The organism is Kitasatospora sp. NPDC008115, assembly GCF_042957205.1.
Taxonomy (GTDB): Bacteria; Actinomycetota; Actinomycetes; order Streptomycetales; family Streptomycetaceae; genus Kitasatospora.
This window is the reverse complement of record NZ_JBIBHU010000004.1, coordinates 187,810-213,733: the sequence shown is the minus strand read 5'-3', so window position 1 is coordinate 213,733 and position 25,924 is coordinate 187,810. Positions and strand designations below refer to the sequence as shown.

Sequence of the window (25,924 nt, the reverse complement as noted above, 5' to 3'; positions counted from 1 at the left end):
GGCAACACCTACGGCCCCCTGACCTTACGCGGAAGGCGGATCCGTCGGAGCGCTTTCCCGCCACAGCAGGGCCAACAGTTCCTCGGAAAGCGACAATCCGGCCAATGCACCCCGAACCGCCGCCCGATTGCGCATCAGAAGGCGCCCGCCCTCCGGCGGAACGAGCAGGCGCACACCCGGCGCGTCGGGCTGGTTCGACGGCGCACCGGCGCCCCCTCCCTCGTGCGGGGCGCCGCCGTCGAGCAGCGCGCCGACGGCCGGCTGTAGCTCGTGCGGTCCGACGGCGGCGGGTGCGCCGGGGACGCCCTGGCGCAGCACGGTGGTGAGCGCCTGGCTGAACGAGCCGGGGCCGCCCGGCAGGACGGCCTCCCGCCCGCGCCGGCCCGGGGTGTAGCGGCCGGGCGCGTGGCGGCCGATCCGGCCCCAGAGCGGGACCCGCGGGTAGCTGAGCAGTTCGCCCGCGCCGTCCTCGCCGCCGCCGCGTTCCAGCGACGCCCAGGTGTCCTTGTCGGCGACCGCGTCGACCAGGAGCATCGCCTCCTCCTGGTGGCCGTGCACCATCGCGCTGACCACCCAGTCCCAGGCCAGCCCGCGCCGGTAGGCGTTGTCGGCGGTGGAGCCCGCCGTCACCAGGGCGAGCCGGCGCCCGCGCGGGTCGGCCACCAACTGGCCCACCAGGCAGACCAGCAGCCAGCGGCCCGGGCGGGCGGCCGCCTCCCGGACGGCGGTGAGCATGGCGTTGGCGTCCGCGCCCGGCTCGACCACGGTGACCCGGCTGCCGGCCGCGCCGGCGTCGAAGCACATCCCCGGCAGGACGTCGGCCAGCAACCGGGCGCCCTCGGCCGCCTGCGCGGACCCGCCGAAGGCACGGTCCGGCCCGCCGTCCGCCCCGATGACCACCAGATCGACCCCACTTGCCACCCGCACCGCCCCCTCCTGCCCGGCCCCGGGATCCCGGGACCGCCGAACCGTTCCGCCGCGTCCGTTCCGGCCCTGCCGCGCGCGCCGTCCGCCTTCTCCGGCGGCGCCGTCCGGCTCCCGGCACGCCCGGCGTGCCGCGGTGCCACCGCCGGGCAGGCTACCGTCCCGCGCCGTCACCCTCGGGCCTCCGGGTGGCGTTCCGGGGCCGGATCCCGCGTCCGGGCGCCGTCCGGACGCGGGACGTGCCGTCCCGACGCGCCGCCCCGACGCCTCCCCCGGCGCCTCCCCCGGCGCCGCGCGACGGCCGCAAGGCCCTATCGCCCAGGGACCATGGGCCCTGTCGGCCCACGCCCCGGAGAGGGACCATCGGACCCATGGACCGTGACGACCCCCTGGAGGAACTCGGCGCGGACACGTGCCTGCGTCTGCTTGGCACCGTGCCCGTCGGACGCGTGGTGTACACCGAACACGCGCTTCCGGCCGTGCTCCCGGTCTCCTTCGAGGTCGTACCGGACGGGCGCCTGCTGCTCGCCGTGCGCCGGGGTAGTGCAACCGCGCGCGGGTTGGACGGCACCGTCGTCGCCTTCCAGGCCGATCAGCTGGACCCGGTCACCCGGACCGGCTGGAGCGTGCTGGTGCACGGCCGGGCCGACATCGTGCGCGACCCGGAGCAGATCCGCCGCGCGCTGCGCTCGGGCCTGCGGCCCTGGGTCGGCGACCCGGACCCGATGTTCGTCTCCCTGGTGCCCGAACTGATCAGCGGCCGCCGGCTGACCACGGCCGGCCGCGCCGTCCCGCACGCCTGACGGCCGTCGGCCCGCGCCGGGGAGCCACCGGCCTTCCTGGGAACCCCTGACAGGTGACCGGCGAGTAGGCATACTCTGCGGAGTTCACCGCAGCATCCGCACCGCCGACCGTCCCGCCTGCCCCAGGAGTGCCCCCTTGACGACCTTCGCCTCCCTCGCCGAGCTGACCGCCGCCGTCGGCACCGAGCTGGGGACCAGCCGGTGGCACACCGTCGACCAGGCCCGGATCGACCTGTTCGCCGAGGCGACCGGCGACCACCAGTGGATCCACGTCGACCCGGAGCGGGCCAAGGAGAGCCAGTTCGGCTCGACCATCGCGCACGGCTACCTCACGATGTCGATGATCCCGGTGCTGGCCAAGGAGTGCTACGGCGTGGAGGGCGTGCGGCTGGCGCTCAACTACGGCTCGGAGAAGGTCCGCTTCCCCTCGCCGCTGCCGGTCGGCACGGCGATCCGGGCGAAGGCCGAGCTGGTCTCCGCCACCGAGGTGGGGGGCGGCGTGCAGGCGGTGGTCCGGTTCACCATCACCAGCGCGGAGAGCGCCAAGCCGCACTGCGTCGCCGAGACGATCACCCGTTTCTACGCCTGAGCGCGCGGGAAGGCCCCTGGTCGGCGGACTGCGGCCGCCGCTCGCCGGGTCCGGAAGGCCGAGCGCGAGTAATCTCCGACGAGATGGTTGTCGTACCGAATCGGCGTTCCGGTCGGTGGTACGCGCCCCGGCATGCCAGGTATCCGTCGCCGTCCTTGGAGGTGCCGTGCCCCGCCCAGCCGCCCCGTGGTACTCCCGCGCCCTCGGCCTCTCCTCGGCCCTGTCCTCCGCCGCCTCCGCCGCGTCCTCCGCGCTCGGCACGCCCCCCGGCCTGGCCGGACTGCCCCGGGCGGCCTGGCACCGGGTGCGGACCGACGCCTTCGGCGCCGAGCCGCGCGGCGAACGGCTGGCCCGGATCCACCGCTCGCCGCAGTTCACCGACGGCGCCTTCCGCAACCCCGTCCCGACCCGCCGGCTGGTCTCCGCGCGCAGCCCGCTGGAGATCACCCGCGCCCAGCTGGCGGCCGACCGCGCCCGGCGGACGCCGGCCGCCGCCGTACCGCTGCACCGGCTGCTCCCGGCCGACCTCGCCGCGCCGCCCGCCTCCGGCCTGCGGCTCACCTGGCTCGGCCACGCGACGGTGCTCGCCGAGATCGACGGCCGCCGGGTGCTGTTCGACCCGGTCTGGGGCGAGCGCTGCTCCCCGTTCTCCTGGACCGGCCCCAAACGCCTGCACCCGGTGCCGCTGCCGCTCGCCGAACTCGGCCCGGTCGACGTGGTGGTGGTCTCCCACGACCACTACGACCACCTCGACATGGGCACCGTCCGGGCGCTGACCGGCACCGGCGCGGTGTTCGCCGTGCCGCTCGGCGTCGGGGCGCACCTGGAGCACTGGGGGGTGCCGGCCGGACGGATCGTCGAACTCGACTGGTGGGAGTCGGCCGAGGTGGCCGGCCTCACCCTGACCGCCACCCCCGCCCGGCACTACTGCAGCCGCGGCCCGCGCACCAGCCCGCTCTTCCTCTGGGCGTCCTGGGTGGTGGCCGGCGGCGGCCGCACCGTCTTCCACAGCGGGGACAGCGGCTACTTCGCCGGCTTCGCCGAGATCGGCCGCCGGCTCGGCCCGTTCGACGCGACGATGATGCAGGTCGGCGCGTACAGCGACTTCTGGCCCGACGTCCACATGACGCCCGAGGAGGGCGTGCGGGCCCACCTCGACCTGCGCGGCGGCCTGCTGCTGCCGATCCACTGGTGCACCTTCAACCTCGCCCCGCACCCGTGGGAGGAGCCGGCCGAGCGGGTGGTCGCCGCCGCCCGGGCGCAGGGCGCCCGGCTGGCGGTGCCGCGGCCCGGCAAGCCCTTCGAGCCGGCCGGGCCCGGCGGGCCGGGCGAGCTGCGGCGCTGGTGGCGGGCGGTCGCCGCACCGCCCCGGGACGGCGCGCCGCTGGTGGTGCCGGACGGCCCGGCCGCCGCCACCGACGGGTCACGGCCCCGGGCCGCGGCCGAGGGCGACGGCGTGCCGGTCTGACCGGTCCGTTCTCCCGGCGGCTCAGGCGGGCCCGCGGTCGGCGGCGGCCCGGCGGCGGATGCGGCGCCAGACGCCGTGCTGCACCAGCAGCGTGAGCACCCCCGCCAGCACGATCCCCGCCATGTTGAGCAGCAGTTGCAGGCTGGAGCCCCAGAACTGCCGGACGTCCCCGTACCCGAGGGCGACCGCCGCGTTGGCGGCGGCGGGCACCGTGGTCACCGAGATCGCCACGCCGACCAGCATGCCGGCCTTGGACGAGGTCAACGAGAGCAGTCCGGCGATGCCCGCGAGGAAGGCCACCACGAACGAGGTGGCGTCCGGCTGCCAGATGAACGAGGTGTTCGGCCGCGCCGCCTCGAACCTCTCGTGGCTGAACAGTCCCAGGCCGTCCATCAGCAGCGAGAACGCGACGGTCAGCGCCATCGCCACCGCGAAACCGGCGACCAGCGCGTTCAGCGAGCGCAGTGCGGGCCGCGCGCGCCGCTGCACCAGGGCCACGCACAGTCCGGCGAGCGGCCCGAACTCCGGTCCCACCGCCATCGCCCCGACCACCAGGATCGCGCTGTCCAGCACCGCGCCACAGGCGGCCAGCATCGTCGCCACGGCGAGGAAGGCCAGATAGACACCGGTGAGGGTGGACTCCTCGTGGGTGATCTCGGAGACCGACTCCCACACCAGCGCGTCCGCGCCCTCGCCCGGGGCGAGCCGCTCGGCCTCGTCGGCGGCGGCCGAGAGCGTCAGTCCGACGTCCTGGACGTCGATCGCGCCGCGGTCGGTCAGCCCCGTGGCGCGCAGCCCCGCCAGCACCTCGTCCGCCGACTCGCGGGCCACGTCGCAGAGCACCACGTCCCCGACCGGCCGGACGGCCGCGTCGGGCAGCAGGACCACATGGGTCACGCCGACGCAGTCGTCCAGGCAGGTCAGCACGGGGTCGCGCAGGTCGACGGGGACGATGAGGCGCAGGTGCAGCATGGGTGCTCCGGACGGGCGCGGCGGTGGGGCACCGATCACCCTAGACGGACGGACCGCCGGCGGCCGCGCCGGGCGGCCGCCGGCCCGTCACACGGCGGGCCGCTTGGCGTGCTCGACGAGGTCGACGGTGGCGCGCGGGTCGTCGACCTCCACGACCAGCCGGCTGTAGCGCTCGTCGGCGAGTTCGATCACCACGGCCTTGGCGGGGTTCTTCACGTCCCAGAACACCCACTCGCCGCCCGAGCGGAAGGTCCCGGCGGTGATCACGCCGGGGAAGTGGGTGCCCCCGACCCGGACGCCCTTGGGCTCCCGGAAGATCCCGGGGTCGACGGTCGCGCCGCGGACGTTGCCGATCGGGATCTCTATCCGGCTGCGGATCGCCCAGAGCCGGTCGAGGCCCTCGATCTCGACGACGAGGGTCTGGTCGGTGATGCTGACACGGGCCATGGAACTGTTTCCTCCCTGATGGATGATCTGTGGTGACCGAGGTGACCGAGGTGACCGAGGTGACCGAGGTGACCGGGGTGACCGGGGTGACCGGGGTGACCGGGGTGACCGGGGGTCAGCCGACGCGGTCGGCGAAGGCCAGCACCGCGTCGGCGGACGGCCCCCCTGCTCCGGCGCGGGCGCGCAGCCGCAGGCCGAGGACGGTCGCGGCGAGCACCCCGGCGGTTCCGGACCCGCTGCCGCCGACCCGCTCGACCGCGCCGTCCAGCGCCGCCAGCCCCTCGCCGACCAGCGCACCGACCTCCGGATCACTCCCCGCCCGCTCCACGGCGGCCGACAGCAGCAACCCGGCCGCCGGCCCGCCGTCGAACGCGGCGACCGCCTGCGCCAGCAGCGCGCCGAGCCCGTCGGCCTCCCGCAACGCCGCCGCGAGCGGCAGCACCTCCTCGTCGAGATGCCGGCGCAGCGCGGCGAGATACAGCCCGCGCTTGCTCCCGAACACCTTGTAGAGGCTCCCCCGGTGCACCCCGAGCCCGGTGACCAGATCGTCCACCGAGGTCCCCTCGTACCCGCGAACGGCGAACAACTCCGCCGCCGCCCGCACAGCCTGCTCCTCATCGAAGGCGCGTGGTCTTCCCATGCCGAGGACTCTACGAGTTAAAGAACGCTCGGTCAAGAACGACCGTTCTCAAATCCTTGGCCGCCCGCACACGCCTCCGCTCCGCCCCGGCGGCCAAGGCGCCAGGGCGGAGCCTCCACGCCTCCCCGACCGCTGCCGCCGAGCCGCCAGGGCGGCCGGCGGCAACCCGGCCCACAGCAACGGCTGCCACGCCCCGGTCACACCCCACACGGCACAAACACTCCGCCCCGGCGACCAGGGCGCCGGGGCGGAGCGACCAGGACACCGCCCGCGTCCCGGCGACCCCGGCGACCGCCCCGATGACGACCGCCGCAACGCCCCCGACCGTGGGGGTGCGCTCCGTAACGAGGAGGCCGAGGACGGCACGGCGCCCCAGCAGCCGCCACCCCCGACCGATGGCGCACAACCCCGGCGGGGCCGCCAGGGGGCGGCGCGGACCTTCTCGGGAGGAGGCGGCCCGGCGGGCGGCCCGGGGGTGGGGTTGGGGCCAAGTGGAGGCCAGAGGGGCGTGAAGGGTGCGCGCCTCCCCCGGGTAGGCGGGCCACCCGGCCGACACGGGTGGATCAGGAGACAGCCGCCGCCGAGGGCCGGGCCAGGAGGCGGCGAGGACATCCCGGAAACTGCGGACCTCCTCAGCGGACGGCTACCGCCGAGGCGGCGCGCCAGAGAACCACGAGGACGTCACACAGAGGGCGCCCCCCACGCAGGCGAGCCACCCAGCCGGCACGGGGCCGGGCCACCACAAGAGGCAACCGGCGCCAAGGCGGACGGCCCGCCCACCCCCAGGTGGACGGGCCGCCGGCGCGGGCCGGGTCAGGAGGCGGCGAGGATGTCGCGGAGGGTGCGGGACTCCTTCAGGAGGCGGCTGGTGCCGGGGCGGGCCGCGATGGTGGTGACTTCGGGGATCGGGCCGCGGGCGGCGCTGCGGCGGGCGGTGTCGGCGGATATGGCGACGAGTTCCGCGGTGCCGCGCTGGGCCTCGCCGGTCAGGAGGGCGGGGAGGGCGGCGGCCAGCACGGACCAGACGGTGGCGTGGGCGCCGGTGTCGGCGGCGGCGGTCAGGGACTGGGCGAGGCGGTTGGCCTTGACCGTGCCGAGCTTCACCAGCTCGCCCAGTTCGCGGCCGAGCAGGGCGCCGTCCAGGTCGCCGCGGGCGGCGAGGACGAGCAGGGCGTCGACGGCGGCGGCGCGGTCCTCCGGGTGGCGGGCGCCCAGGCCGTACGCGAGGGCGAGGTGGAGGGCGCGCCCGGCCGGGCCGCCGGCCTCGGCGAGCACGACCAGCATCCGGGCGGTGCCGCGCCCCTCCCGGTCCGCGCAGTCGGCGAACCGGTCCAGCCAGCGGGCGGCCAGTTCCTCGCGGTGGTGCGGAAGGATCGCGGCCCAGTGCGCGCTGGGCTCCCGGAGCCACCCCTCCCAGCGGCGGACCCGGACCACGCTGGGCTCGGTGCCCTCCAGCAGCGCCCGGAACTCGGCGGCGAGCCGTTCGCCCGCCGGGCCGACCGGGCCGCCGGTGCCGCGCTGGGTGACCGCGATCCGCCGCAGGTCCTCCCACCACGTGGTCCAACGCCGTTTGCGCGTGGAGTCGGCGGCGGGTGCGAAGTGCACCCGCTCCGAGGCCTGGTCCGGCAGGCCGCCGTCGCGCAGCCAGGCGGCCGCCCACCGCCCGGCCGCCGAGCTCAGCCGGTCGGCCGCCGCCAGCACCGCCGGGTCCGTCGTCGGGGTGACCCGCAGCAGCGCGGCGCTCAGGTCGGCCCGGCCGGCCGCCACGCCCGCCGCCTCGTACCCGGCAAGGCGCTCGACCAGCGCGGTCGCGGTGATCGCGCCGGTGACGTCGGTCGGCGTGGCGAGCAGGTACGGCGGGCCGTCGGCGGTGGCCCGCTCGGCGGCCTCGGAGATCCGGGCGGCCAGCACGTTGCCGTACTCGGTGGTGTCCGTGCCGCGCAGCGGGTCGTGGCCGTTCCTCCGCAGGACGAAGCCGGGCCGGTGCAGTTCGGCCTGCCCGGCGAGCACCGCGGCGAGGTACAGCACGTCGCCCGGGCCGCAGTCCCGCCAGCGGGCGATGTCCTGCCACTGGTGGACCCGCAGCACCGGCTCCAGCGCCCGCGCGAGCGCCGCCCGGTCGCGGTGGGCGTGCCGGACCAGGCCGTCCAGGACGCGCTCGAAGACGGCGACGTCCGGCCGCTCGGCCGCCCGCAGCACGGCCAGCTCCTCGGCGACCTCCTCCGGGGTGGCGAGCGGCTCGCCGAGCGGGGCGGGGACCGGGACGGGCGGCAGCAGTTCGGCCCAGGCGGTGTCGTCGTCCCCCGAGCCGGCCACGGGCGCGCCGAACAGCTCGCCGGCCCGGGCGTGGTGGGCGGGATTGAGCGCCTCGGCGGCGGCCAGCAGCTGCGGCAGCACGGCCTCGCCGGCCGCCTTGAGCCGGCGGGCGACCACGTTGAGCGCCCGTTCCTGGATCGCGCTGTCGGGGTGGCCGAAGGCCTCGGCCGCGGCCAGCACCACCGGTCCGGCCCGCTCGGGCGAGCGCTTCGCGGCCTGCTCCAGCCAGCCGAGCTGGGCGCGCACCAGCTTCTTCTCGCTGCGGAACAGCACCACCGCCGAGGCCTCGCCGACGACCTCCGGCTCGATGAGCCCGGCCTCGTCCAGGCCGAGGAGCACCTGCTGGGCATGACCGGCCACCGCCGAGAGGCCGTCGAGCAGCGCCAGCAGGTCGCGGACCCGGGCCGCGTACTCCTGCGGGGTGGGCGCGAGCGCGGTCAGCACGGCGAGGAACGCGCGCTGGTCGGCGAGCTTGCCCCCGCGCACCAGACGGCCCAGGCAGAGGCCGAGCAGTTCCTCGCGCCCGAAGTGCCCGGACTCGGCGAGTCCGGCGATCGCGGCCGGCCAGTTGTCACCCGAACGGGTGGTGTAGTCACGCTCCAGCAGCCAGGCGACGTCGTCGAGTTCGAACACCCGGGGCAGCAGGACGGGGGTGAAGGTGTCCGTCCACAGCCGCTCCAGCAGGGTGGTGGAGGTGCCGCGAGGGCTGTTCTCCGCCCCGGCGGCCGAGCGCAGCCACTCGGTGGTGAAGTCGTCGGAGGCCGGCACCGCGCAGCCGGTGCGCCGCACCACCCGCTCGATCAGCGGGTAGAGGTCCCAGCTCCAGCCGCTGCCGCGCTTGGCGGCGAGCCGGCCGACCACGTCGGTCTGCCATTCCACCGGCTGCGCCTCGACGACGTCGGCGAGCGCGGGGTGGCGGGCCCAGGAGCGGCCGGTGAAGTCCCGGGCGCCGATCCAGGTGGCGGCACCGGCCGCGCCGAGGTGGCAGCCGGCGCCGGCCACCAGCAGCGCGCCCATCCGCTGGCGGGCCTCCTTGGACCAGTCGCCGCGGTTGGCCCGGCGCAGTTCCTTGAGCTCCAGGAGGCAGGAGCGCCGCTCGGCCGGGCCGAGGGCGGCCAGCAGCCCCGGAAGCCGCCCGGTCTCGCCCTCGTGGACCGCCGCCAGCACGGCCTTCACCGCCTCCGTCAGGGCCGTCGCCGGCCGTGCCTTCACGGCCTTCACGGCCTTCGCGTCGTTCACGGTCCCGCTGCTCATCGCGCCGCCTCCTGTGCCGGTCCGTCCGCCGTGCCCTGCGCCCGCGCCTCGCGGACCATGCCGACCGCCAGCACGTGCTTGCACGGCCCGCGCCCGCCCCGGTACTTCGCCCACCACAGACAGGTGCAGCCGACCGCGCCGCCCGCGTCCGTGCGCACCCGCTGGACGTGGTCGTCCACCGTGACGACGGCCGTCGCGCCGCCCTTCTCCAACCGCACCGCCCCGGCCGCGACCAGAGCGCGGGCCGCCTTCAGCCGCGGGTTGGCCGCCTCCGCGCGCCCCGCGTCGTACGGGAGCTGACGGTGGAAGTACGCCGCCTCGGCGGCGTCGTAGCCGATCTGCCCGGCGGTGCCGAGCCTGGTGAGCGCGGCCCGCACCCGGGCCGCGGTGAGCCCGGACTGCTCGGCGAGGTCGGCGATCTCGATCCGCGGCTCCCAGGCGAGCAGCGCCGCGACCAGGTCGGCGTCCTGCTCGGCGGCGCCGGTGGCGAGCGCGCCGAGCACCCCGCCCTCGCCGCTGAAGCCCCGGGAGGCGTCCGGCGAGAGGGTGAGGGTCAGCCGCATCCCGGGCAGCTCGACCTCCCAGGCGGAGGCCGCCGGGCCGCTCCCGGTGACCGGCGGGCCGTAGACCCGCAGCGCCAGCGCGTGCCGCAGCACCCGCTGCAGGGCGGCCAGCCGCTCGGGCCCGGGCAGGCAGACCGCGCCGGGCACCGGCCGGGTGGTGGGCCGCAGCGTCCGCCCCGCCGGGACCACCCACTGCGCGACCCGGGCCCCGGCCCGGCCGCCGCCGCGCGGCAGCGAGCGCAGGAAGCGGACCGCCTCGGCGGCCGGCAGCTCGGCCCGCAGATCGAAGCCGGCGGCGGTGACCTGGGTCTCGGCGAAGCCGCGCAGCCAGCGCTCGGGCAGCGGGACCTTCTTCTCGACGACCGGCCCGTCGAAGGTGGTGACCTCCAGCGCGTCCGGGCCGACGGCGAGGTGCAGCGGCTCGGCGGGGCCGATCCGGGTGAGCGCCTCGCGCAGCGGGTTGTTGACGTCGACGTTGGTGGTGCCGTGGCCGATCTCGTCGCCGTCCAGGCCGGCCGCGAGCACGTCGAGGCGGGCGTAGACGCCGCAGCAGCCGGAGAAGGACTCGAAGCGCAGCCGGTCGCCGTTGGCGGTGACCACCGGGTCGAGCGAGGCGCGCAGCTGGGGCTGGTAGTAGCGGGCGGCGGCGACGTCGGCGACGGCGAGCAGCGCGGCGGCGGCCGGCGCGGGCTCGGCCAGGAAGCCCGCGAAGAACCGCGGGTGGGCGGCGGCCCCGAGCGGGGTGGTGCCGCCGGAGGTCTCCAGGGCGAGGCTCCGGCCGGCCGCACCGTCGAGGACGGCGGACGGGCGCAGATAGGCGTACGCGTGTGCGGATTGCGACATGCCGAGCACGCTAGGTGGGGGCACTGACAATCACCTTCCGGCAATCCCCCGCCCTTCGAAATATGGAACACGTTCTAGCAAGCGTGTTCGCCCGTCGGGGTTACCCAGGTCACACCGGCACCCGGCCCGCGTCTGCCACTATTGGGCCTGTGACAGAGCTGACCGAACAGGACAGACGGGCCACCGGCACGATCGGCCCGTTCGCCGAGCTGCTGCGGATCGAGCGCCTCGACGAGAACACGTTCCGCGGCCACTGCCACGCCGGTGCGCCGATGCGCGCGTTCGGCGGGCACGTCGCCGCGCAGGCCCTGGTGGCGGCCGGGCGGACGATCGGCACGGACCGCTCGGTGCACTCGCTGCACGGCTACTTCCTGACGCCGGGCGACCCGACCCGCCCCATCGAGTACCGGGTCGACCGGGTCCGCCAGGGCACCTCGTACGCCACCCGGCGGGTGACCGCGGTCCAGCGGGGCGAGGCCGTCTTCAGCCTCTCCGCCTCCTTCAAGCGCCCCGAGCCCGCCGCCGACCGGCACCGCGAGGGCCCGCCGCTGCCCGGCCCCGAGGAGCTGCCGGACGCCTTCTCGCTCTGGGACGAGGCGGCCCGCGCCGCGCTGGCCGACACCGGCTTCGGCGATCTGGAGCTGCGGTTCGTCCCGCCGGACGCCCCCGGCGTGCCGCCGGCCGTGCCCGGCATGCCGCAGCAGTTCGTCTGGCTGCGCACCGGCTCGCCGCTGCCCGCCGACGACCCGCTGCTGCACGTCTGCGCGCTCACCTACCTCTCCGACCTCACGCTCGCCTCCACGGCCGGGCTGCACGTCCAGCCGAACTTCTTCCAGCGCACCGAGGCGCCCCGGCTGCTGATGGCCTCCCTCGACCACGCGATGTGGTTCCACCGGCCGTTCCGGGCCGACGAGTGGCTGCTGTTCGCGCAGCGCAGCCCGTCCTCCTCGGACGGCCGCGGACTGGCGCTGGGCGAGTTCTACGACCGCGGCGGCCGTCTGGTGGCCTCCGCCGTCCAGGAGGCGCTGATCCGCGAACGCCTGGTCACGCCGCGCTGAGCCGCCTCCGGCCCGCCCCGGCCGCCCGCCGCCGGCCCGCCGCCACCACCCGGTGGCCGGGGAGCGAACGGCGGGCGGCCGGTCGGCGTCATATTCCTGAGCGGCCCCGGCCCGTATCATGGTGCGGGTGACCAAGGTTGACCTGTCACCACGACCGGTGGAGGCGATGTCTCCGCGTCAGCTCGAACGCCGCGAAAGCCTGATCGCGGCCGCGCTCGCCCTGGTGAACGAGATCGGCGTCGAGCGGCTGCAGATGAAACAGGTCTGCGAGCGGTCCGGAGTCGCCCTGGGGACGGCGTACCGCTACTTCTCCTCCAAGGACCACCTGCTGGCGGCGGCCATCGCCGAGTGGCACCGGCTGCTGCTCGCCGACCTCGTGGCGGAGCTGCGCGGACCGCGTGCCGGCCTGGGCGCCACCGACCGGGTGGTGCGGTTCGTCCGCGGCGGCATGCGGGCCTACCAGCGCCAGCCGGAGCTGGCCCGGCTACGGGTGGCCGTCGCCGCCTCCACCGACCCCTTCGCCAGCGAGTCCCTCCAGGGCATGGCCCGGGCCGACAGCACGGCGCTCCAGGCGGTGATGGCCGACGAGGTGCCGGCCGCCGCGAGCGACCTGGTGCGGCACATCGTCGGCCACGCCTGGCAGGGCGAGCTGACGGCCTGGGTGACCGGGCGCACCACGCTCGGCGACGCCCGGCGGCGGCTGGAGGACGTGGTGCGGCTGGTGCTGACCCCGTACGAGACCGCCTACCCGCCTCCGTACGAGATCCCGTCCAACGTCGGATGACGGCGGCCGGGAACGGTCCGGTCAGACCGCCGTCACCGGGTGGACCACCACCGCGTCGAAGAGGTAGCCCTCCCGGTTGAACACCGTCACCTCGGGCTGGGTCCTCCCCCGGCGGTCGGTCGCCCGCGCCCGCAGCTCGTACGGGCCGGGGCGCTGCGGGCGCCACTCGAAGCTCCAGCGCGTCCAGTCGCCGTACCGCGGCTGGTCGCGCAGCTCCGCCGGGCGCCAGCGCCGGCCGCCGTCGACCGACACCTCGACCCGGCGGACCGGCGCCGCGCCCGACCACGAACGCCCGTGCAGCCGGTGCGCGCGGCCGGCCGGGAGCACGGCGTCGCGGGGGAGTTCGAAGGCGCTCTTCACCACCTGGGTGGTCAGCGGCGCGCTGCCGCCGGGCGGGTGGTCCGGGCCGAACAGGCGGTAGGAGTCGGTGTTCCACGGCGAGAACAGCGGCCGGTCCGCGACCTCGATGCTGCCGACCCACTTGATCGAGGCGATCCCGACCCACCCCGGCACCACCACCCGGACCGGCGCGCCGTGGTCGGGGGTCAGCGGCTCGCCGTTCATCTCATAGGCCAGCAGCACGTCGTCGAGCGCCTTGGCGACCGGCAGCGGACGGCGCACCCGGCCCAGGTTCACCCCGCCGACGACCGGCTCCGGGTCCAGGCCGGCGGGCATCACGTCCACCGCGTCCGGCGTCAGCCCCGCACGGCGCAGCACCTCCGCCAGCCGTACCCCGCGCCAGCGGGCCGAGCCGATCCCGCCGAGCGTCCACGGGGTGCCGGGCACGGTCTGGTGCTGCTGGGCGGCGAAGAAGCTGCGGCCGTTGCCGGCGCACTCGATCAGCGCCGTGGTGGTGTGGGCGGGCAGGGCGCGCAGGTCGGCGAGCGAGAATTCGAGGGGCCGGTCGGCGGTCGGGGCGCCGCGCAGGCCGCTGCCGAACAGCCTCAGCCGCCAGGTGGCGGCGTCGATCAGCGGGGTGCTGGTGTGGTTGCGGACGAAGAACCGCTCCACCGGAACCAGCCGGCCCACCGGTGCGCCGTCCGCTCCGGCGCGCAGCGCGTCGAACCGCATCTCGGCGTTGGTCCCGCGCGGTACGAACCACTCGGCGGGCAGCGGTTTGACGATCCCGGGCACCGGCCCGGCGGCCGGGGGCGCAGCTGCCGGTGCGGGGGCGGCGGCGGGGGCGGACGGGGCCGCCGCCGCGGGCCGTGCCCCGGCCAGCGCGCCCGCGGCCGGGGCGGCGACGGCGCCGGCCGCCGCGAGCAGACGCAGCAGCTCGCGGCGTTCGATGCCCCGGCGGTGGCCGTTCGGCCCGTCGTGGGCGGCTTCCGAGGGGATGTCGGAGGACATCGGCACACTCCCGTTCGAATCAGGGGTCGTGGTCGTGGTCGTGAACGTGATCGTGATCGTGATCGTGAATCGTGGTCGTTGCGTCGGTCGTGGTCGTGACGCGGGAACAGCCACGGACGTTCGACGGCGCGCGCGGGGACTCAGCGACAGCGGCAACAGCGGCGACAGCGGCCGCGGTGGGACGGAACGGGCGCGCCTGCGGCGCCGACGACGGCCACGGGCCGCCCGGCGGGTATCACGGCGCGCACTCCCCCGGCCACGGTCGGATCATAGGGCCGCCGCGGACGCCGCGTCAGGCGAACCGGGGCTTGACCCTCACACCGGTGTGAACTCCTACCGTGCGGAGCGGGCCGACCGCCCCCCGATCCCCGGACCTCCCGTACAGGAGCACGCCATGGCCACCACGCCCGCCCCCGTCGCACCGCTCGCCCGCATCCTCCGCGGCACCGGCCCCGGCCTGCTGCTCGCCCACGGCGCGGGCGGCAGCGCCCACGACAACTGGGGCCCGCTGCTCGACGGCCTCGCCGCCCACCGCACCGTCGTCGCCCCCGACTACCCGGGCTCCGGCGACAGCCCCGACGAACCCGGCGCGCGGCACTCGCTCGACGAACTGGCCGACCGCCTGGTGGCCGCCGCCGACGACGCCGGCCTCGCCGGCTTCGACCTCGCCGGCTACTCGCTCGGCGCCGCCGTCGCCGTCCGGATCGCCACCCGCCACCCCGGCCGGGTCCGCTCGCTGCTGCTGCTCGCCGGGGTGGCCGGCGGCTCCCAGCGGTTCCGGCTGCTCGCCGACCATGCCATCGCCCTCACCGGGCACCCCGCGCTGTGGGCCGACCACACGCTGACCACCGGCTTCGGCCGCAGCTGGGTGGAGGCGCTGCCCGCCGAGGAGCTCGCCGGGCTGCGCACCGCCCTGGCCGCCGCGCCCGTCCCGGCGGGCTTCCGCTGGCAGTTCGACCTCGCCGCCCGCGCCGACGTGCGCGCCGAACTGGCCCGCGTCACCGTGCCGACCCTGGTCGTCTCCACCACCGAGGACGGCCTGGTGCCGCCGGAGCAGCACCGCGCCCTGGCCCAGGGCATCCCCGGCGCCAGGCTGGCCGAGCTGACGTCCGGCCACCTGCCGATGGTGGAGCGGCTGCCCGAGCTGCGGGAGCTGCTGGTGGGCTTCCTGGCGAACCCGGCCGGACCGGCCGGACCGGCCGCCGGATAGGGCGTGAGCGCCGGGCGGACGGGAACACCCCGCCGGGCGGAGGCGTTCGTCCGATCATGCGCATCGGAGAACTCGCCCGCCTGACCGGGGTGTCCACCCGCCTGCTGCGGTACTACGAGGAGCAGGGCCTGCTCCAACCCACCCGCTCGGCCGGCGGCTACCGCGAGTACGGCGAGGGCGACACCGTCCGCGTCCGCCAGATCCGCAGCCTGCTCGCGGCGGGCCTGTCCACCCGGGTGATCGCGCAGATCCTCCCCTGCGCGACCGGCCCGATGCCCGCCCTGATGGCCTGTCCCGACCTGCTCGGCACCCTCCGCGGCGAACTGGCCGAACTCGACGCGCGCATCGACGAGCTGACCCGGAGCCGGAACGCCCTGGCCGGGTACCTGGACGCCGCCGTGCCGCCGTCCCTCCCGTACGCGGCCGCCTGACACCCGCTCAGGTCGCGCCTCCCCGGCGTGCCCTGCCGCCTCTCCCGGCGAGAACTGGACATAGTACGACATGTATCCCGATTTCGATCATGTCGTCGACGCATGCCGTCGATCCGCCAGTACGTTGCGAGAGGTACCCCATGACCAGTCAGCCGCCCGAGCCGCCGCCGGACGAACCCGCCGCCACCCTCCCCCTCGACCGGGTCGTGTTCGGGGTCGGCGCAATCGCGGTGCTCGGGGTCGTCGCCTGGGGCGTCTTCGCCGAGGACTCGCTCGGCCGGACCTCCGACACCGCCCTCGGCTGGGTCCTGCACAACTTCGGCTGGCTGTTCGTCGCCGCCGCCGACGTGTTCCTCGTGCTCACCGTGGTGCTCGCCTTCAGCCGCTTCGGCCGGATCCGGCTCGGGCGCGACGACGACGAGCCGGAGTTCTCCACCGTCGCCTGGGTCGCCATGATGTTCAGCGCCGGCATGGGCATCGGCCTGATGTTCTACGGCGTCGGCGAACCGCTCCAGCTGTTCGCCTCCCCGCAGCCCGGCTCCGGCCTCGAACCCGAGTCCGCGGCCGCCGCCCAGCAGGCGCTCGAATTCTCGCTCTTCCACTGGACCCTGCACCCCTGGGCGATCTACGCCATCGGCGGCCTCGCCCTCGCCTACACCACCTTCCGCAAGGGCCGGGGCAACCGGATCTCCGCCGCCTTCATCCCGCTGATCGGCGAGCGCGGCGCCAACGGCTGGCGCGGCCGGGCGATCGACCTGCTCGCCGTGTTCGCGACCGTCTTCGGCTCCGCCACCAGCCTCGGCCTCGGCGCCCTCCAGGTGGCCGACGGCCTCGGCTACATCTCCGACGTCAACAACAGCGAGCGCACCCAGCTGGTGATCATCGGCGCGCTGACCGCCGCCTTCGTGCTCTCCGCCTTCTCCGGCGTGCACCGGGGCGTCAAGTGGCTCTCCACCGCCAACGTCGTGCTCGCCTCGCTGATCATGGTCTTCGTCTTCCTCGTCGGCCCGACGGTCTTCGTGCTGGACTCCATCCCCTCGACCGTCGGCGGCTACCTCTCCAACCTGACCACCATGTCCACCCAGACCGGCGCCTTCACCGACGAGGACTGGCTCGGCAGCTGGACCATCTTCTACTGGGCCTGGTGGCTCTCCTGGGCGCCCTTCGTCGGCACCTTCATCGCCCGGATCTCGCGCGGCCGCACCGTGCGGCAGTTCCTCGTCGGCGTGCTGCTGGTGCCCAGCGGGGCCACCGTCATCTGGTTCTGCGTGATGGGCGGCACCGCGATCCGGCTGGACACCACCGGCGCCGCCGACCTCGTCGCCACCATCCCGCAGGGCGCCGAGGCCTCGCTCTTCGAGATGCTGCGCGCGCTCCCCGGCGGCACGGTGACCAGCGTGGTCGCGGTGCTGCTGGTGATGACCTTCTTCATCACCAGCGCCGACTCCGCCTCCCTCGTGCTCGGCTCGCTCTCCAGCCGCGGCTCGCTGCACCCGCGCACCTGGCTGGTGGTGGTCTGGGGCGTGCTGATGGGCGGCGTCGCGGCCGCCCTGCTGCTGGCCGGCGGGCTCACCGCACTGCAGAACGCCACCATCCTGGTCGCGCTGCCGTTCGTCGCGGTGATGCTGATGCTGTGCGTCGCCCTGGTGAAGGAACTGCGCGCCGACCCCTCCGCCGGTCCGTCCCGCTTCCAGCCCTCCCACGGCCTGCGGGACGCCGTCCGGGTCGCCGTCGGCGAGGCCCTGGCCGACGTCCGCAAGGGCACCCGGCGTCCCCCGTCCGAGTGAACCGCAGGCCCCCGGGGAGGGCCGAAAGTCCCTTCCCGGGGGCCGTGACCTGCGGCGTTGCACATATCGCCCAAACCGACGCCCACCTCCCATCCGGACTTCACCCGCACGTAGCGATCGTTCACACCGGCGTGGAACCTTCGGTGCCATGAACGCCAGCCTCCAGGCGACCCTCCAGGAACCGCGCTTCCCCCTGCCCCAGCGCCACCGCCGCTTCCTGGCCTGCGCCGCCGTCCTCGCCTCCATCGCCCTGGGCACCCTCGGCGTCGCCGCCACCGTCGAAACCGTCCAGCACACCACCCTCACCACGGCCACGGCCCACAAGTAGCCTCCCCGGCCGGCGGCCAGGCGCGGCAGCGGCGAGCACGACCCGGGGCGCGGCCCGGCAGTCGGCGGCAGGCGAACCGCCGCCCTCACACGTGATGCCCGGGGTCGAGGGAACGTCGACGGCCGGACATCCGCCCCCCGTTCCGCTCGCCCACCACCAGGCACGCATGAATGCCGCAGACCAGTGGCAACCTCGCGCTCTTCCCATGGCTCCGCCCCGCGCGGGGCGGAGCCATGGGAAGCTGCCGGTCGACGGACAAGGGCAGCGGCCTCGCGTCCGGTCCGCCGCCCCACGGCCCCACCCACTCAGCTGGGCCGACCAGTGCCGGAAGGTGGTCCCGCAGCCGCACCGCCGGTCGGCACAGGGCAGGCTCCAGTCGGTTGACCGGCATGGATGATGCCGCAGCCCGTGGCGGGCATCCGACGCAGGCCTCGGGGGTGGCGGCCTCATGCCCAGGCCGCCACCCCACGGTCCCACCCGCCCACCCAGGCGGGCAGCGCGGGTGCCGGGCGGGCTGGCCGGCGCCGGGGGGATCATCCCGGCCAGGAAGGTGACACCGCGCCCACGCGCCCGGCCAGGCCCCCGACTCCACCACCCCACGACCCCACCCCGCAGGCCACCGGGGTAACGGCCTCGGGTCCAGCCCGTCATGCCACGGCCAGGCCCACCCAGGCGGACAGCCCAGGTACCGGGCGGGCTGGCCAGCGCCTGGGCGATCATCCCGGCCAGGAAGGTGACACCGCGCCCACGCAGCCAACCAGGGCGGCGGCCAGGATCCCAACTCCACCACCCCACAGCCCCGCCCCACAGGCCACCGGGGTGGCGGCCTCATGCCAGGCCGCCACCCCACGGCCCCACCCACCCAAGAAGCGCGGGTGCCGGACGGGCTAGCCAGCGCCGGGGGGATGATCCCGGCCAGGAGGGTGACGCCGCGTCCGCGTAGCCAACCAGGGCGGCGGCCAAGCCCCCGACTCCACCACCCCACGACCCCACCCCGCAGGCCAGCCGGCCCGTGCCGGGAAGGCGGTGCCGCGGCCGCCTGGCCGACCGGTGCAGGGCAGGTTCCAGGCGGGTTGGACAGCGTGGATGACGCCGCGGCCTGTAGTGGCAGCCGGCGCAGGCGGCGGGGGTGGCGGTCTCGTGTCCGCCCCGTCAGGCGGGTTGGCCGATGCGGGGAAGGGTGACGCTGCGCCCGGCGCAGGGAGCGGCAGCCTCGCGTTCGCCAGAGAGGCGGGCCGGCCACCGCCCGGGAGGCGGCGCCGCGATCGGCACAACGGGGCGGTAACCCCGCGCCCACACCGACAGGCAGGTCCGCCGACGCCCGGGAAGTGACGCCGCGACCGGCACAGCAGGACGGTAACCCCGCGCCCACACCGACAGGCAGGTCCGCCGACGCCCGGGAAGTGACGCCGCGACCGGCACAACGGGCGGGAGCCCCGTGTCCGCCCCGTCATGCAGGTCCGCCGGCGCCCGGGAGACGAGACCGCGACCGGCAGAGCGGGGCAACAGCCCCACGCCCACCCCGTCAGGCGGGTCGGCCGGTGGGGATGGGGCGGGAGTGGCGGCCGGTGCCGGGGGTGGGGAGGAGGTCGGGGGCCGGGGCGTAGCGGGCGGCGGGGGCTCGCAGGAGCCAGCCGGAGGGGCGGGTGGTGATCAGGCCCATGCGGTGGAGCAGGTCGAGGGCGTCGCGGCGCAGGGCGGTGCGGTCGGCGAGGTAGTCGCGGCGCCAGCCGGCCGGGAGGCCGTACTCGTCGGCGATGTCGCCGAGCACGCCGTCTATCAGCGCGTCCGGGACGGGCACGTCGGCGCCGGTGGTCTCGCCCGGCAGCGGGCGGACCTCCTCCACCAGGCGTTCGACCAGCAGCAGGGCCGCCTGGGCGGCCGTCCCCGCGCCGGAGAGGGCGAGGTCGGTGAGTTCCTCCGCCGGGTCGAGGAGGGCGACGCCCTCGGCCCGGTGCTCCGCCTCCAGGCCGAGGAAGTCGGCGAGCGCGGCGGGGCCGGAGTGCCGGTGGTCGCGCAGCCAGGCGCGCTGCTCCTCGGACAGGTCGGCGGCCAGGACGGCCGGGGTCTCGGCGAGGCGGCGGCGGACGGCGGTGCCGGGCTCGGCCTCGGCGGCGCGGCGGATGAGGTCGGCGGCGTCGTCGGCGAGCGCGGGCGGGCCGACCGGGACGGCGCGGGCGAGTTCCCGGTCGACCGTCAGGACGGCGGACGCGTCGGCGAGGTCGGCCGGGACGTCCGCGACCACCTGCCAGTCGGCCAGCACGGCGAGCGCCATGGCGAGGTCGGAGGGGTCGGCGAGGTCGCAGCGGCCGTCGGCCCGCAGCGCGGCCAGCAGGCGGCCGAGCGGCAGCCGTTCGGGGGCGTCGACCAGCAGCGCCAGGACGAGGGCGAGCCGGGCGTAGCCGCCGGGGGTGAACGGGGCGCCGGTGGCGGGGTGTTCGAGGCGGCGGACGGCGCCGCGGCCGGGGCCGGCCTTGTGCAGGCGGGCGTGCCAGGGGCCGACCGCCAGGGGGTAGCCGAGCAGGGTGTCGAAGCGCTCGGCGAGCCAGTCGCGGTGACGGCGGATCAACGGGAACCCGTCGGCGTGCGGCCCGGAGGCGGTGACCAGCGGGTGGGCGAGGAGCAGCCGGGCGGCGATCCGGCGTTCGGCGGCGGTGGTCGCGGCGCAGCGATCATGCGGTACGAGGGCGGTGGCGGTGGTACGGGAGCGTTCGGGCCTGCGGTGGCGCCCGGGCGTGCCCGGCTTGGCGCCCGAGAGGACGACGGGCAGGGCGGCGGCGTCCCGCCGGGCGCGGCGCAGGCCGGGGGCGGTGCGCGGTTCGCGGGTGCGCAGCGGCGCGGGGGCGTGCGCGGTGGGGCCGTGCCACCAGCTGACCTCGGCGCCGGACACCCCGGCACCGGCGTCGGACGGTTCGGCGGGGGCGCCGAAGTGACGGGCCGGGTAGAGGCCGAAGGAGGCGGCGCACAGGTCGTCGGCGGTGCCGGGGTCGGCCTCCGCGAACCAGCGCGCGAGCCGGAGCAGCCCCGGGTCGGGCGAGAGCTCCGGCGGGGCGTCAGCTCCGGTCGCGGGGCCGGGTACGGTGCCGCGAGCGGGTACGCGTACGAGGACGACGGCGTCGGTGGTGCTCCGCCCCGCCCCGCCCGTGCGTCCGTCCGACGTGCCACCGGCCGTCCGTACGACGCCGGTCGCGTACTCCTGCTGCTTCATGTCGGGGACCAGACTAGACGCTGGGCGCGGCCCTCGCTGGCACCCGCCCGGGGCGCGGCGACATCCGGCCGGACCGTGACCGGACCACGGTCGCCCCTCGTGCGCGGCCCCCGGGACGTCCGCCGGCCCGGTGGCACGTCACCCCGGCCGCACCGCCCGGTCTACGCGCGGGTAACAATCTCTTCCGTACCCCCGCCCCGGTCGCCTATCGTGCCCGGCACGGGCCATTCGCCCGCGACCGGCTCCCCCGCCCGCTCCCCCACCCACCCGGAGGACACCGCCGTATGAGCATCCGTACGACCACCCGCGCCGTTCTCGGCGGCCGGCTGCGCTCGGCCTCCGGCCTGCTCGCCGGCTTCGCCGCCACCTCGGCGGCCCACCTGGGGGCGCTGCTGACCGACACACAGGTGCTGCGGCACGCCACCAAGCCCGCGCTGATGCCCCTGCTGGCCGCGCACAGCGTCGTCAGCGCCGCCGCGGCCGGCCGGCGGGCGCCGAAGCTGCTGGCGCCGGCGCTGCTGGCGAGCGCGAGCGGGGACGTGCTGCTCCAGCTCGACTCGGACCCGGCCTTCCTGGCCGGAATGGGCTCGTTCGCGGCGGCGCACGTCTGCTACGTGACGATGTTCGTCGGTCAGGGCGCGCTGACCGACCGGCGCCGGACGCTGGTGGTCGCGGCGGCGTACGCGGCGGCCTGGGCGTCGATGGTGGGCCTGCTCTGGCCGGGCCTCGGGGACCTGCGGATACCGGTGGCCGGCTACAGCCTGCTGCTCGCCTCGACGGCGGTGGCCTCGGCCGGGCTGGGTGTGCGGACCGGGCTGGGCGGGGCGCTGTTCCTGCTCTCGGACACCCTGATCGCCACCAAGCTGGCCGACTGGCGGGAGCTGCCGGGGCACGACTTCTGGATCATGGCGACGTACATCCTGGCGCAGTACCTGCTGGCCACCGGCGCCCTGCGGGCCGCCGAGGCCCGGGAGGAGGCCCGGGAGGAGGCCCTGGATGAGGCCCGGGAGGAGTGGAAGCCGCAGGGCGCTTCGACGGCCCCGGCCGACGGGCCCGCCTGACCGCCTGACCGCCTGACCGCCTGAGCGCACGGCGGTGGGGGCGGGCGGCCCGGCCGGCGGCGGGCCCCCCCCCCCCCCCCGGCCCCCCCGGGGGGGGGGGGGGGCGCCCCCCCGCCCCCCCGCCCCCCCGCCCCCCCCCCCGGGCGCGGGGGGGGGCCGCGGGCGGGCTGGGGGGGGGGCGCCACCGCCCGCGGGCACGGCCCGCGGCGGCGTTTCCTCAGGCGGACCCGGCGCCCGAGCGCCGCCGCAGCAGCCAGAAGCCGCCGATACCGCCCACGACCAGCAGCGCACCGCCCGCCAGCTCCACCGGGTCGGCGGCGATCGAGCCGCCCAGACCGGTCTTCACCGCGCCGTGCGGGGCGACCTGCTGGCTGCCGGCGCCGGACTGCCCCAGCGAGCCCGCCCACTCGCCGGCGGCCTCGCTCCATCCGCCGATGCCGGAGGGCGCGGAGCCGCCCGCGGCCGGACCGCCGGCCGCGGCCGCACCGCCCGCCCCCGAGGCGCCACCGGAGGAGGTGGAGACCGAGACCGTCGTCACCGTGACGCTGGTGGTGAAGGCGGCGCCGTCCGGGCAGCTGCCGTCGACCTTGTTGTCGCCCCCGTGCTTGTCCGCCAGCCGGGCGGAGCCGGTGTGCCTGCCGTCCGAGCCGAGCGTGAGGGTGGCGGGGCCGCCCTCGAAGGCCGGGGAGTTGGCGGTGATCGTCTTGGCGGTGGGCTTGTCGGACTTCTCACAGGCGACCGTGACCGTCACGGTCTGGCCCGGTGCGGCCTGGGACGGGCTGACCGAGGCGGTGCCGTCCGTGGCCGCCGCCAGCGGGGCGGTCAGGCCGGTCAGCAGCGTCGCGCCGATCAGGGCGGCGGCGGCCGTACGCGTGGGGCGCATACCGGAACCTCCGGGATTCTCTCGGGCGCGGCCGGGGACTCCGACGTCCACGTGATCGAACAACCACACCCGGTCACTCACCGACGGTAGGCACCCACCGCGCGCCCGGCCACCGCTCTGGCCCGTTCGAGGGAGAGCCGGCCACCGTGCGTCACCCGAACGTGGTCAGAGGTCCAGGTCGACGACGACGGGGGCGTGGTCCGACGTGCCCTTGCCCTTGCGCGCCTCACGGTCGACGTAGCTGTCGGTGACGGCGTCCACGAAGGGCTTGTTGGCGTAGGTGAGGTCGATGCGCATGCCCCGGTTCTTCGGGAAGGCCAGCTGGCGGTAGTCCCAGTAGGTGTAGGGGCGGTCGTACTTGAGCGGGCGCGGCACCACGTCGTGCAGGCCGGCCGCGTCCAGGGCGGCGAGGGCGGCCCGCTCGGCGGGGGTGACGTGGGTGAGGCCCTCGAAGGCGGCCACGTCGAAGACGTCGTCGTCGCCCGGCGCGATGTTGAAGTCGCCGAGGACGGCGAACGGGCGCTCGCCGGCCGCGTCCTCCAGCGAGGCGCGGCGCAGCGCCTCCAGCCACTCCAGCTTGTAGCGGTAGTGGGCGTGGTCGACCTCGCGGCCGTTGGGCACGTAGACCGACCAGACCCGGACCGGGCCGCAGGTGGCGGCGACGGCGCGCGGCTCGACGTCGGGCAGCAGGGCGTCGTCGGCGAGGTAGCCGGGCTGCTCGGGCAGGTCGCGCACCACGTCGTCGAGGCCGATCCGGGAGACGATCGCCACGCCGTTCCACCGGCCGGTGCCGTGCGCGGCGGTCTCGTAGCCGAGCTCGCGCACCGGCTCGTACGGGAAGGCGTCGGCGGCGCACTTGAGCTCCTGGAGGCAGAGCACGTCGGGCTTGGCGCTCTCCAGCCATTCGAGGAGCTTGGGCAGCCGCGCGGTGACGGAGTTGATGTTCCAGGTGGCGATGCGGACGGTCACGGCGGGCGGCCTTCCCGGTGGCGGTTGAGGTACGGACGGTCAGGGGCGGGCGCCCGTCAGGACGCCCACCCCGAATCTACCGAACGGCACCGACAGTCCCGCCCGGCCTCACGGCGCGGGCCGCACCACCGCCGCCGAGCCGCCGCCGCGGCGCACCGGTTCGGCGGCGGCGATCCAGCGGCCGTCCGGGAGCCGCTCGACGCCGGTCGCGGCGCCGATCTCCGGCGTGCTCGCGAACACATGGCCGAGCGCCTCCAGCCGGGCCCGCTCGGGCAGTGCCAGGAAGGACGGCTCGGCCTGGGTGGCCGCGGTGTTGCGCTGGCTGGCGCGCGGCGCGGCGATCGCCTGCTCCAGGCTCAGCCCCCGGTCGAGGCGGCCGAGCAGCACCTGGAGGGTGGTGGTGATGATGGTCGCGCCGCCGGGCGAGCCGGCCGCCAGCAGGGGCTCGCCGTCGCGCAGCACGATGGTCGGCGAGAGCGAGGAGCGCGGGCGCTTGCCGGGGCCGGGCAGGTTGGGGTCGGGCACCCCGGGGAAGAGCGGGGTGAAGTTGAAGTCGGTCAGCTCGTTGTTGAGCAGGAAGCCGCGGCCGGGGACGGTGATGCCGCTGCCGCCGGTCTGCTCCAGGGTCAGGGTGTAGGAGACGACGTTGCCCCAGCGGTCGGCCACCGTGAGGTGGCTGGTGCTCAGGCCCTCGTAGGGCTCGGCGGCGGGCGCGGGGGCGGCGTCCGGGCAGCCGGCCGGGTGGCGCGGGTCGCCGGGGGCGACGGGGCTGGTGAGCGCGCGGTCGGGGCTGATCAGGCAGGCGCGGGACGCCGCGTAGCGCGCGGACAGCAGTTCCTTGACCGGGACGTCGTTGAACGCCGGGTCGCCGACCCAGCGGTTGCGGTCGGCGAAGGAGAGCCGGGAGGCCTCCAGGAAGTGGTGGTAGTACTGCGTGGCGTCGTAGCCGGCCAGCTCGCCGTCCTCCAGGATGCCGAGCGCCTCGCCGACGGTGGTGCCGCCGGAGCTGGAGGGGGCGATCGAGTAGACGTCGTAGTCCCGGTAGGCGACGTGGGTGGGCTGCTGGCGGCGGACCCGGTACGCGGCCAGGTCGGCGGCGTCCACCTGGCCGGGGCGGGCGGTCCGGCCGGAGGCGGGGTCGACCGGCGGGTGCTGGATCGTGCGCACGACGTCCTCGCCGATCGCGCCCCGGTAGAGCGCCCCGGTGCCCTCCTTGCCGAGCTGGCGGTAGGTGGCGGCGAGGTCGGGGTTGCGGAAGGTGGAGCCGACGGCCGGGAGCGCGCCGCCGGGCAGGAAGAGCTTCGCGGTGTCGGGGAAGTCCTTGAACCGGGCCTGGTTGAGCGCGGTCTGGTCCTGGAAGGTCTGGTCGACGGTGAAGCCCTGCTCGGCGATCCGCTGGGCGGGCTTGAGCACCTCGGCGAAGCTGCGCCGGCCCCAGAGCCCGACGGCGGTCTCCCAGGTGGCCGGGGAGCCGGGCACGCCGACCGACAGGCCGCTGGTGACGGCGTCGGCGAACGGCAGGGGCCTGCCGTCCTCCAGGAACAGCGAGGCGTCGGCCTTGCGGGAGGCGGTCTCCCGGCCGTCGATGGTGTGCACCCGGCCGGAGGCGTGGTCGTAGTAGACGAAGTACCCGCCGCCCCCGATCCCGGCCGAGTACGGCTCGGTGACCCCGAGTGCCGCCGCCACCGCCACCGCCGCGTCCACGGCGTTGCCGCCCTTGCGCAGCACCTCGATGCCGGCCGCCGTGGCGTCGGCGTCCACGCTGGCCACCGCCCCGCCCCAGCCGACCGCCTCCGGCACCTTGGCGGGCGGCGGCGCCGCCCCGGCCGGTCCGGCGGTGGACCACACCAGGGCGGTGGCGAGCAGGAACGGAGGGGCGACGCGGGCCAGTGCTCTCATCCGATACTCCTCTGAATCGACGTCAACTCCGTTGTTTCACAGGAGCCATGACCCCGACAACAGTGCCGCGTCGCTACCAACGGGTAGTTGACGCGCCACCGGGAGGAACCCTCGAACGGCCGGGGCCGACGTGCACC

The 25,924-nt window shown here is 76.2% G+C and carries 21 protein-coding genes; 10 read left to right on the top strand and 11 right to left on the bottom strand.

Translation table 11 applies throughout. The annotated features are described in order from the left end of the window. Nucleotides 1-24 precede the first annotated feature (24 nt). Entirely contained in the window at nt 25-921 is an 897-nt protein-coding gene (locus tag ACFZBX_RS07280) for a hypothetical protein (RefSeq protein ID WP_391531957.1), read from the bottom strand. Nucleotides 922-1,295: 374 nt separating this feature from the next. Here ACFZBX_RS07280 and ACFZBX_RS07275 point away from each other — a divergent pair, with 374 nt between their 5' ends. The 3 genes from ACFZBX_RS07275 (at nt 1,296) to ACFZBX_RS07265 (ending at nt 3,784) form a co-directional block, all read left to right on the top strand. Continuing rightward, complete coding sequence (locus tag ACFZBX_RS07275) at nt 1,296-1,727, top strand: pyridoxamine 5'-phosphate oxidase family protein (protein WP_391531956.1); 432 nt, start codon at nt 1,296-1,298, stop codon at nt 1,725-1,727. A 136-nt stretch (nt 1,728-1,863) separates the two neighbouring features. Then, nucleotides 1,864-2,316: a MaoC family dehydratase gene (locus ACFZBX_RS07270; RefSeq protein WP_391531955.1), complete on the top strand. Its 453-nt coding sequence runs from the start codon at nt 1,864-1,866 to the stop codon at nt 2,314-2,316. Between the two features lie 271 nt (nt 2,317-2,587). Continuing rightward, a complete protein-coding gene (locus ACFZBX_RS07265; RefSeq protein WP_391532095.1) occupies nt 2,588-3,784 on the top strand; it encodes an MBL fold metallo-hydrolase in 1,197 nt (398 codons plus the stop codon). A gap of 21 nt (nt 3,785-3,805) precedes the next feature. Here ACFZBX_RS07265 and ACFZBX_RS07260 read toward each other — a convergent pair whose 3' ends face one another. The 5 genes from ACFZBX_RS07260 to ACFZBX_RS07240 all read right to left on the bottom strand — a co-directional run bounded on the left by ACFZBX_RS07260 (nt 3,806) and on the right by ACFZBX_RS07240 (nt 10,819). Beyond that, on the bottom strand, nt 3,806-4,756 hold the full coding sequence (locus ACFZBX_RS07260) for a DUF389 domain-containing protein (RefSeq protein ID WP_391531954.1): 951 nt from the start codon (nt 4,754-4,756) through the stop codon (nt 3,806-3,808). 87 nt (nt 4,757-4,843) lie between these two features. After that, nucleotides 4,844-5,203: a hypothetical protein gene (locus ACFZBX_RS07255; RefSeq protein ID WP_391531953.1), complete on the bottom strand. Its 360-nt coding sequence runs from the start codon at nt 5,201-5,203 to the stop codon at nt 4,844-4,846. A gap of 115 nt (nt 5,204-5,318) precedes the next feature. Further along, complete coding sequence (locus ACFZBX_RS07250; protein WP_391531952.1) at nt 5,319-5,843, bottom strand: TetR/AcrR family transcriptional regulator; 525 nt, start codon at nt 5,841-5,843, stop codon at nt 5,319-5,321. An 813-nt stretch (nt 5,844-6,656) separates the two neighbouring features. Beyond that, nucleotides 6,657-9,413, bottom strand: a complete 2,757-nt coding sequence (locus tag ACFZBX_RS07245) for a DUF6493 family protein (protein ID WP_391531951.1) — start codon at nt 9,411-9,413, stop codon at nt 6,657-6,659. Continuing rightward, nucleotides 9,410-10,819, bottom strand: coding sequence for an SWIM zinc finger family protein (locus ACFZBX_RS07240; protein WP_391531950.1), 1,410 nt, complete (start codon nt 10,817-10,819; stop codon nt 9,410-9,412). The genes ACFZBX_RS07245 and ACFZBX_RS07240 overlap by 4 nt, the downstream gene beginning before the upstream one ends. 149 nt (nt 10,820-10,968) lie before the next feature. Here ACFZBX_RS07240 and ACFZBX_RS07235 point away from each other — a divergent pair, with 149 nt between their 5' ends. Together ACFZBX_RS07235 and ACFZBX_RS07230 are read left to right on the top strand one after the other, a co-directional pair. After that, on the top strand, nt 10,969-11,877 hold the full coding sequence (locus ACFZBX_RS07235; RefSeq protein ID WP_391531949.1) for an acyl-CoA thioesterase: 909 nt from the start codon (nt 10,969-10,971) through the stop codon (nt 11,875-11,877). 127 nt (nt 11,878-12,004) lie between these two features. Then, nucleotides 12,005-12,661 carry a TetR/AcrR family transcriptional regulator gene (locus tag ACFZBX_RS07230; protein ID WP_380753062.1) on the top strand — a complete coding sequence of 219 codons (657 nt, stop codon included), beginning with the start codon at nt 12,005-12,007 and terminating at the stop codon, nt 12,659-12,661. A gap of 21 nt (nt 12,662-12,682) precedes the next feature. On the opposite strand, the gene ACFZBX_RS07225 is transcribed toward ACFZBX_RS07230, so the two are convergent. Further along, nucleotides 12,683-14,011, bottom strand: a complete 1,329-nt coding sequence (locus ACFZBX_RS07225) for a sulfite oxidase (protein WP_391531948.1) — start codon at nt 14,009-14,011, stop codon at nt 12,683-12,685. 394 nt (nt 14,012-14,405) lie between these two features. Between ACFZBX_RS07225 and ACFZBX_RS07220 the strand changes: the two genes are divergently transcribed. From ACFZBX_RS07220 to ACFZBX_RS07205, 4 genes are all read left to right on the top strand, one after another. Then, on the top strand, nt 14,406-15,221 hold the full coding sequence (locus tag ACFZBX_RS07220) for an alpha/beta fold hydrolase (RefSeq protein ID WP_391531947.1): 816 nt from the start codon (nt 14,406-14,408) through the stop codon (nt 15,219-15,221). Between the two features lie 56 nt (nt 15,222-15,277). Beyond that, nucleotides 15,278-15,652 (top strand): MerR family transcriptional regulator, encoded by a 375-nt coding sequence (locus ACFZBX_RS07215; RefSeq protein ID WP_391531946.1) that lies wholly within the window; start codon nt 15,278-15,280, stop codon nt 15,650-15,652. A 140-nt stretch (nt 15,653-15,792) separates the two neighbouring features. Then, nucleotides 15,793-17,439, top strand: a complete 1,647-nt coding sequence (locus ACFZBX_RS07210) for a BCCT family transporter (RefSeq protein WP_391531945.1) — start codon at nt 15,793-15,795, stop codon at nt 17,437-17,439. Nucleotides 17,440-17,587: 148 nt separating this feature from the next. Next, nucleotides 17,588-17,767: a hypothetical protein gene (locus ACFZBX_RS07205; RefSeq protein WP_391531944.1), complete on the top strand. Its 180-nt coding sequence runs from the start codon at nt 17,588-17,590 to the stop codon at nt 17,765-17,767. A 1,525-nt stretch (nt 17,768-19,292) separates the two neighbouring features. Here the strand turns inward: ACFZBX_RS07205 and ACFZBX_RS07200 are convergent. After that, nucleotides 19,293-20,975, bottom strand: coding sequence for a DUF2398 family protein (locus tag ACFZBX_RS07200; protein WP_391531943.1), 1,683 nt, complete (start codon nt 20,973-20,975; stop codon nt 19,293-19,295). 284 nt (nt 20,976-21,259) lie between these two features. Between ACFZBX_RS07200 and ACFZBX_RS07195 the strand changes: the two genes are divergently transcribed. Further along, the gene (locus ACFZBX_RS07195; RefSeq protein WP_391531942.1) at nt 21,260-22,036 is read left to right on the top strand and encodes a lysoplasmalogenase; all 777 of its coding nucleotides are present in this window, start codon (nt 21,260-21,262) and stop codon (nt 22,034-22,036) included. Nucleotides 22,037-22,253: 217 nt separating this feature from the next. Here ACFZBX_RS07195 and ACFZBX_RS07190 read toward each other — a convergent pair whose 3' ends face one another. From ACFZBX_RS07190 to ggt, 3 genes are all read right to left on the bottom strand, one after another. Next, nucleotides 22,254-22,919, bottom strand: coding sequence for a hypothetical protein (locus ACFZBX_RS07190; protein ID WP_391531941.1), 666 nt, complete (start codon nt 22,917-22,919; stop codon nt 22,254-22,256). A gap of 165 nt (nt 22,920-23,084) precedes the next feature. After that, complete coding sequence (locus ACFZBX_RS07185; RefSeq protein WP_344345731.1) at nt 23,085-23,888, bottom strand: exodeoxyribonuclease III; 804 nt, start codon at nt 23,886-23,888, stop codon at nt 23,085-23,087. A 108-nt stretch (nt 23,889-23,996) separates the two neighbouring features. Further along, nucleotides 23,997-25,787, bottom strand: a complete 1,791-nt coding sequence (gene ggt / locus ACFZBX_RS07180) for a gamma-glutamyltransferase (RefSeq protein ID WP_391531940.1) — start codon at nt 25,785-25,787, stop codon at nt 23,997-23,999. Nucleotides 25,788-25,924 lie beyond the last annotated feature (137 nt).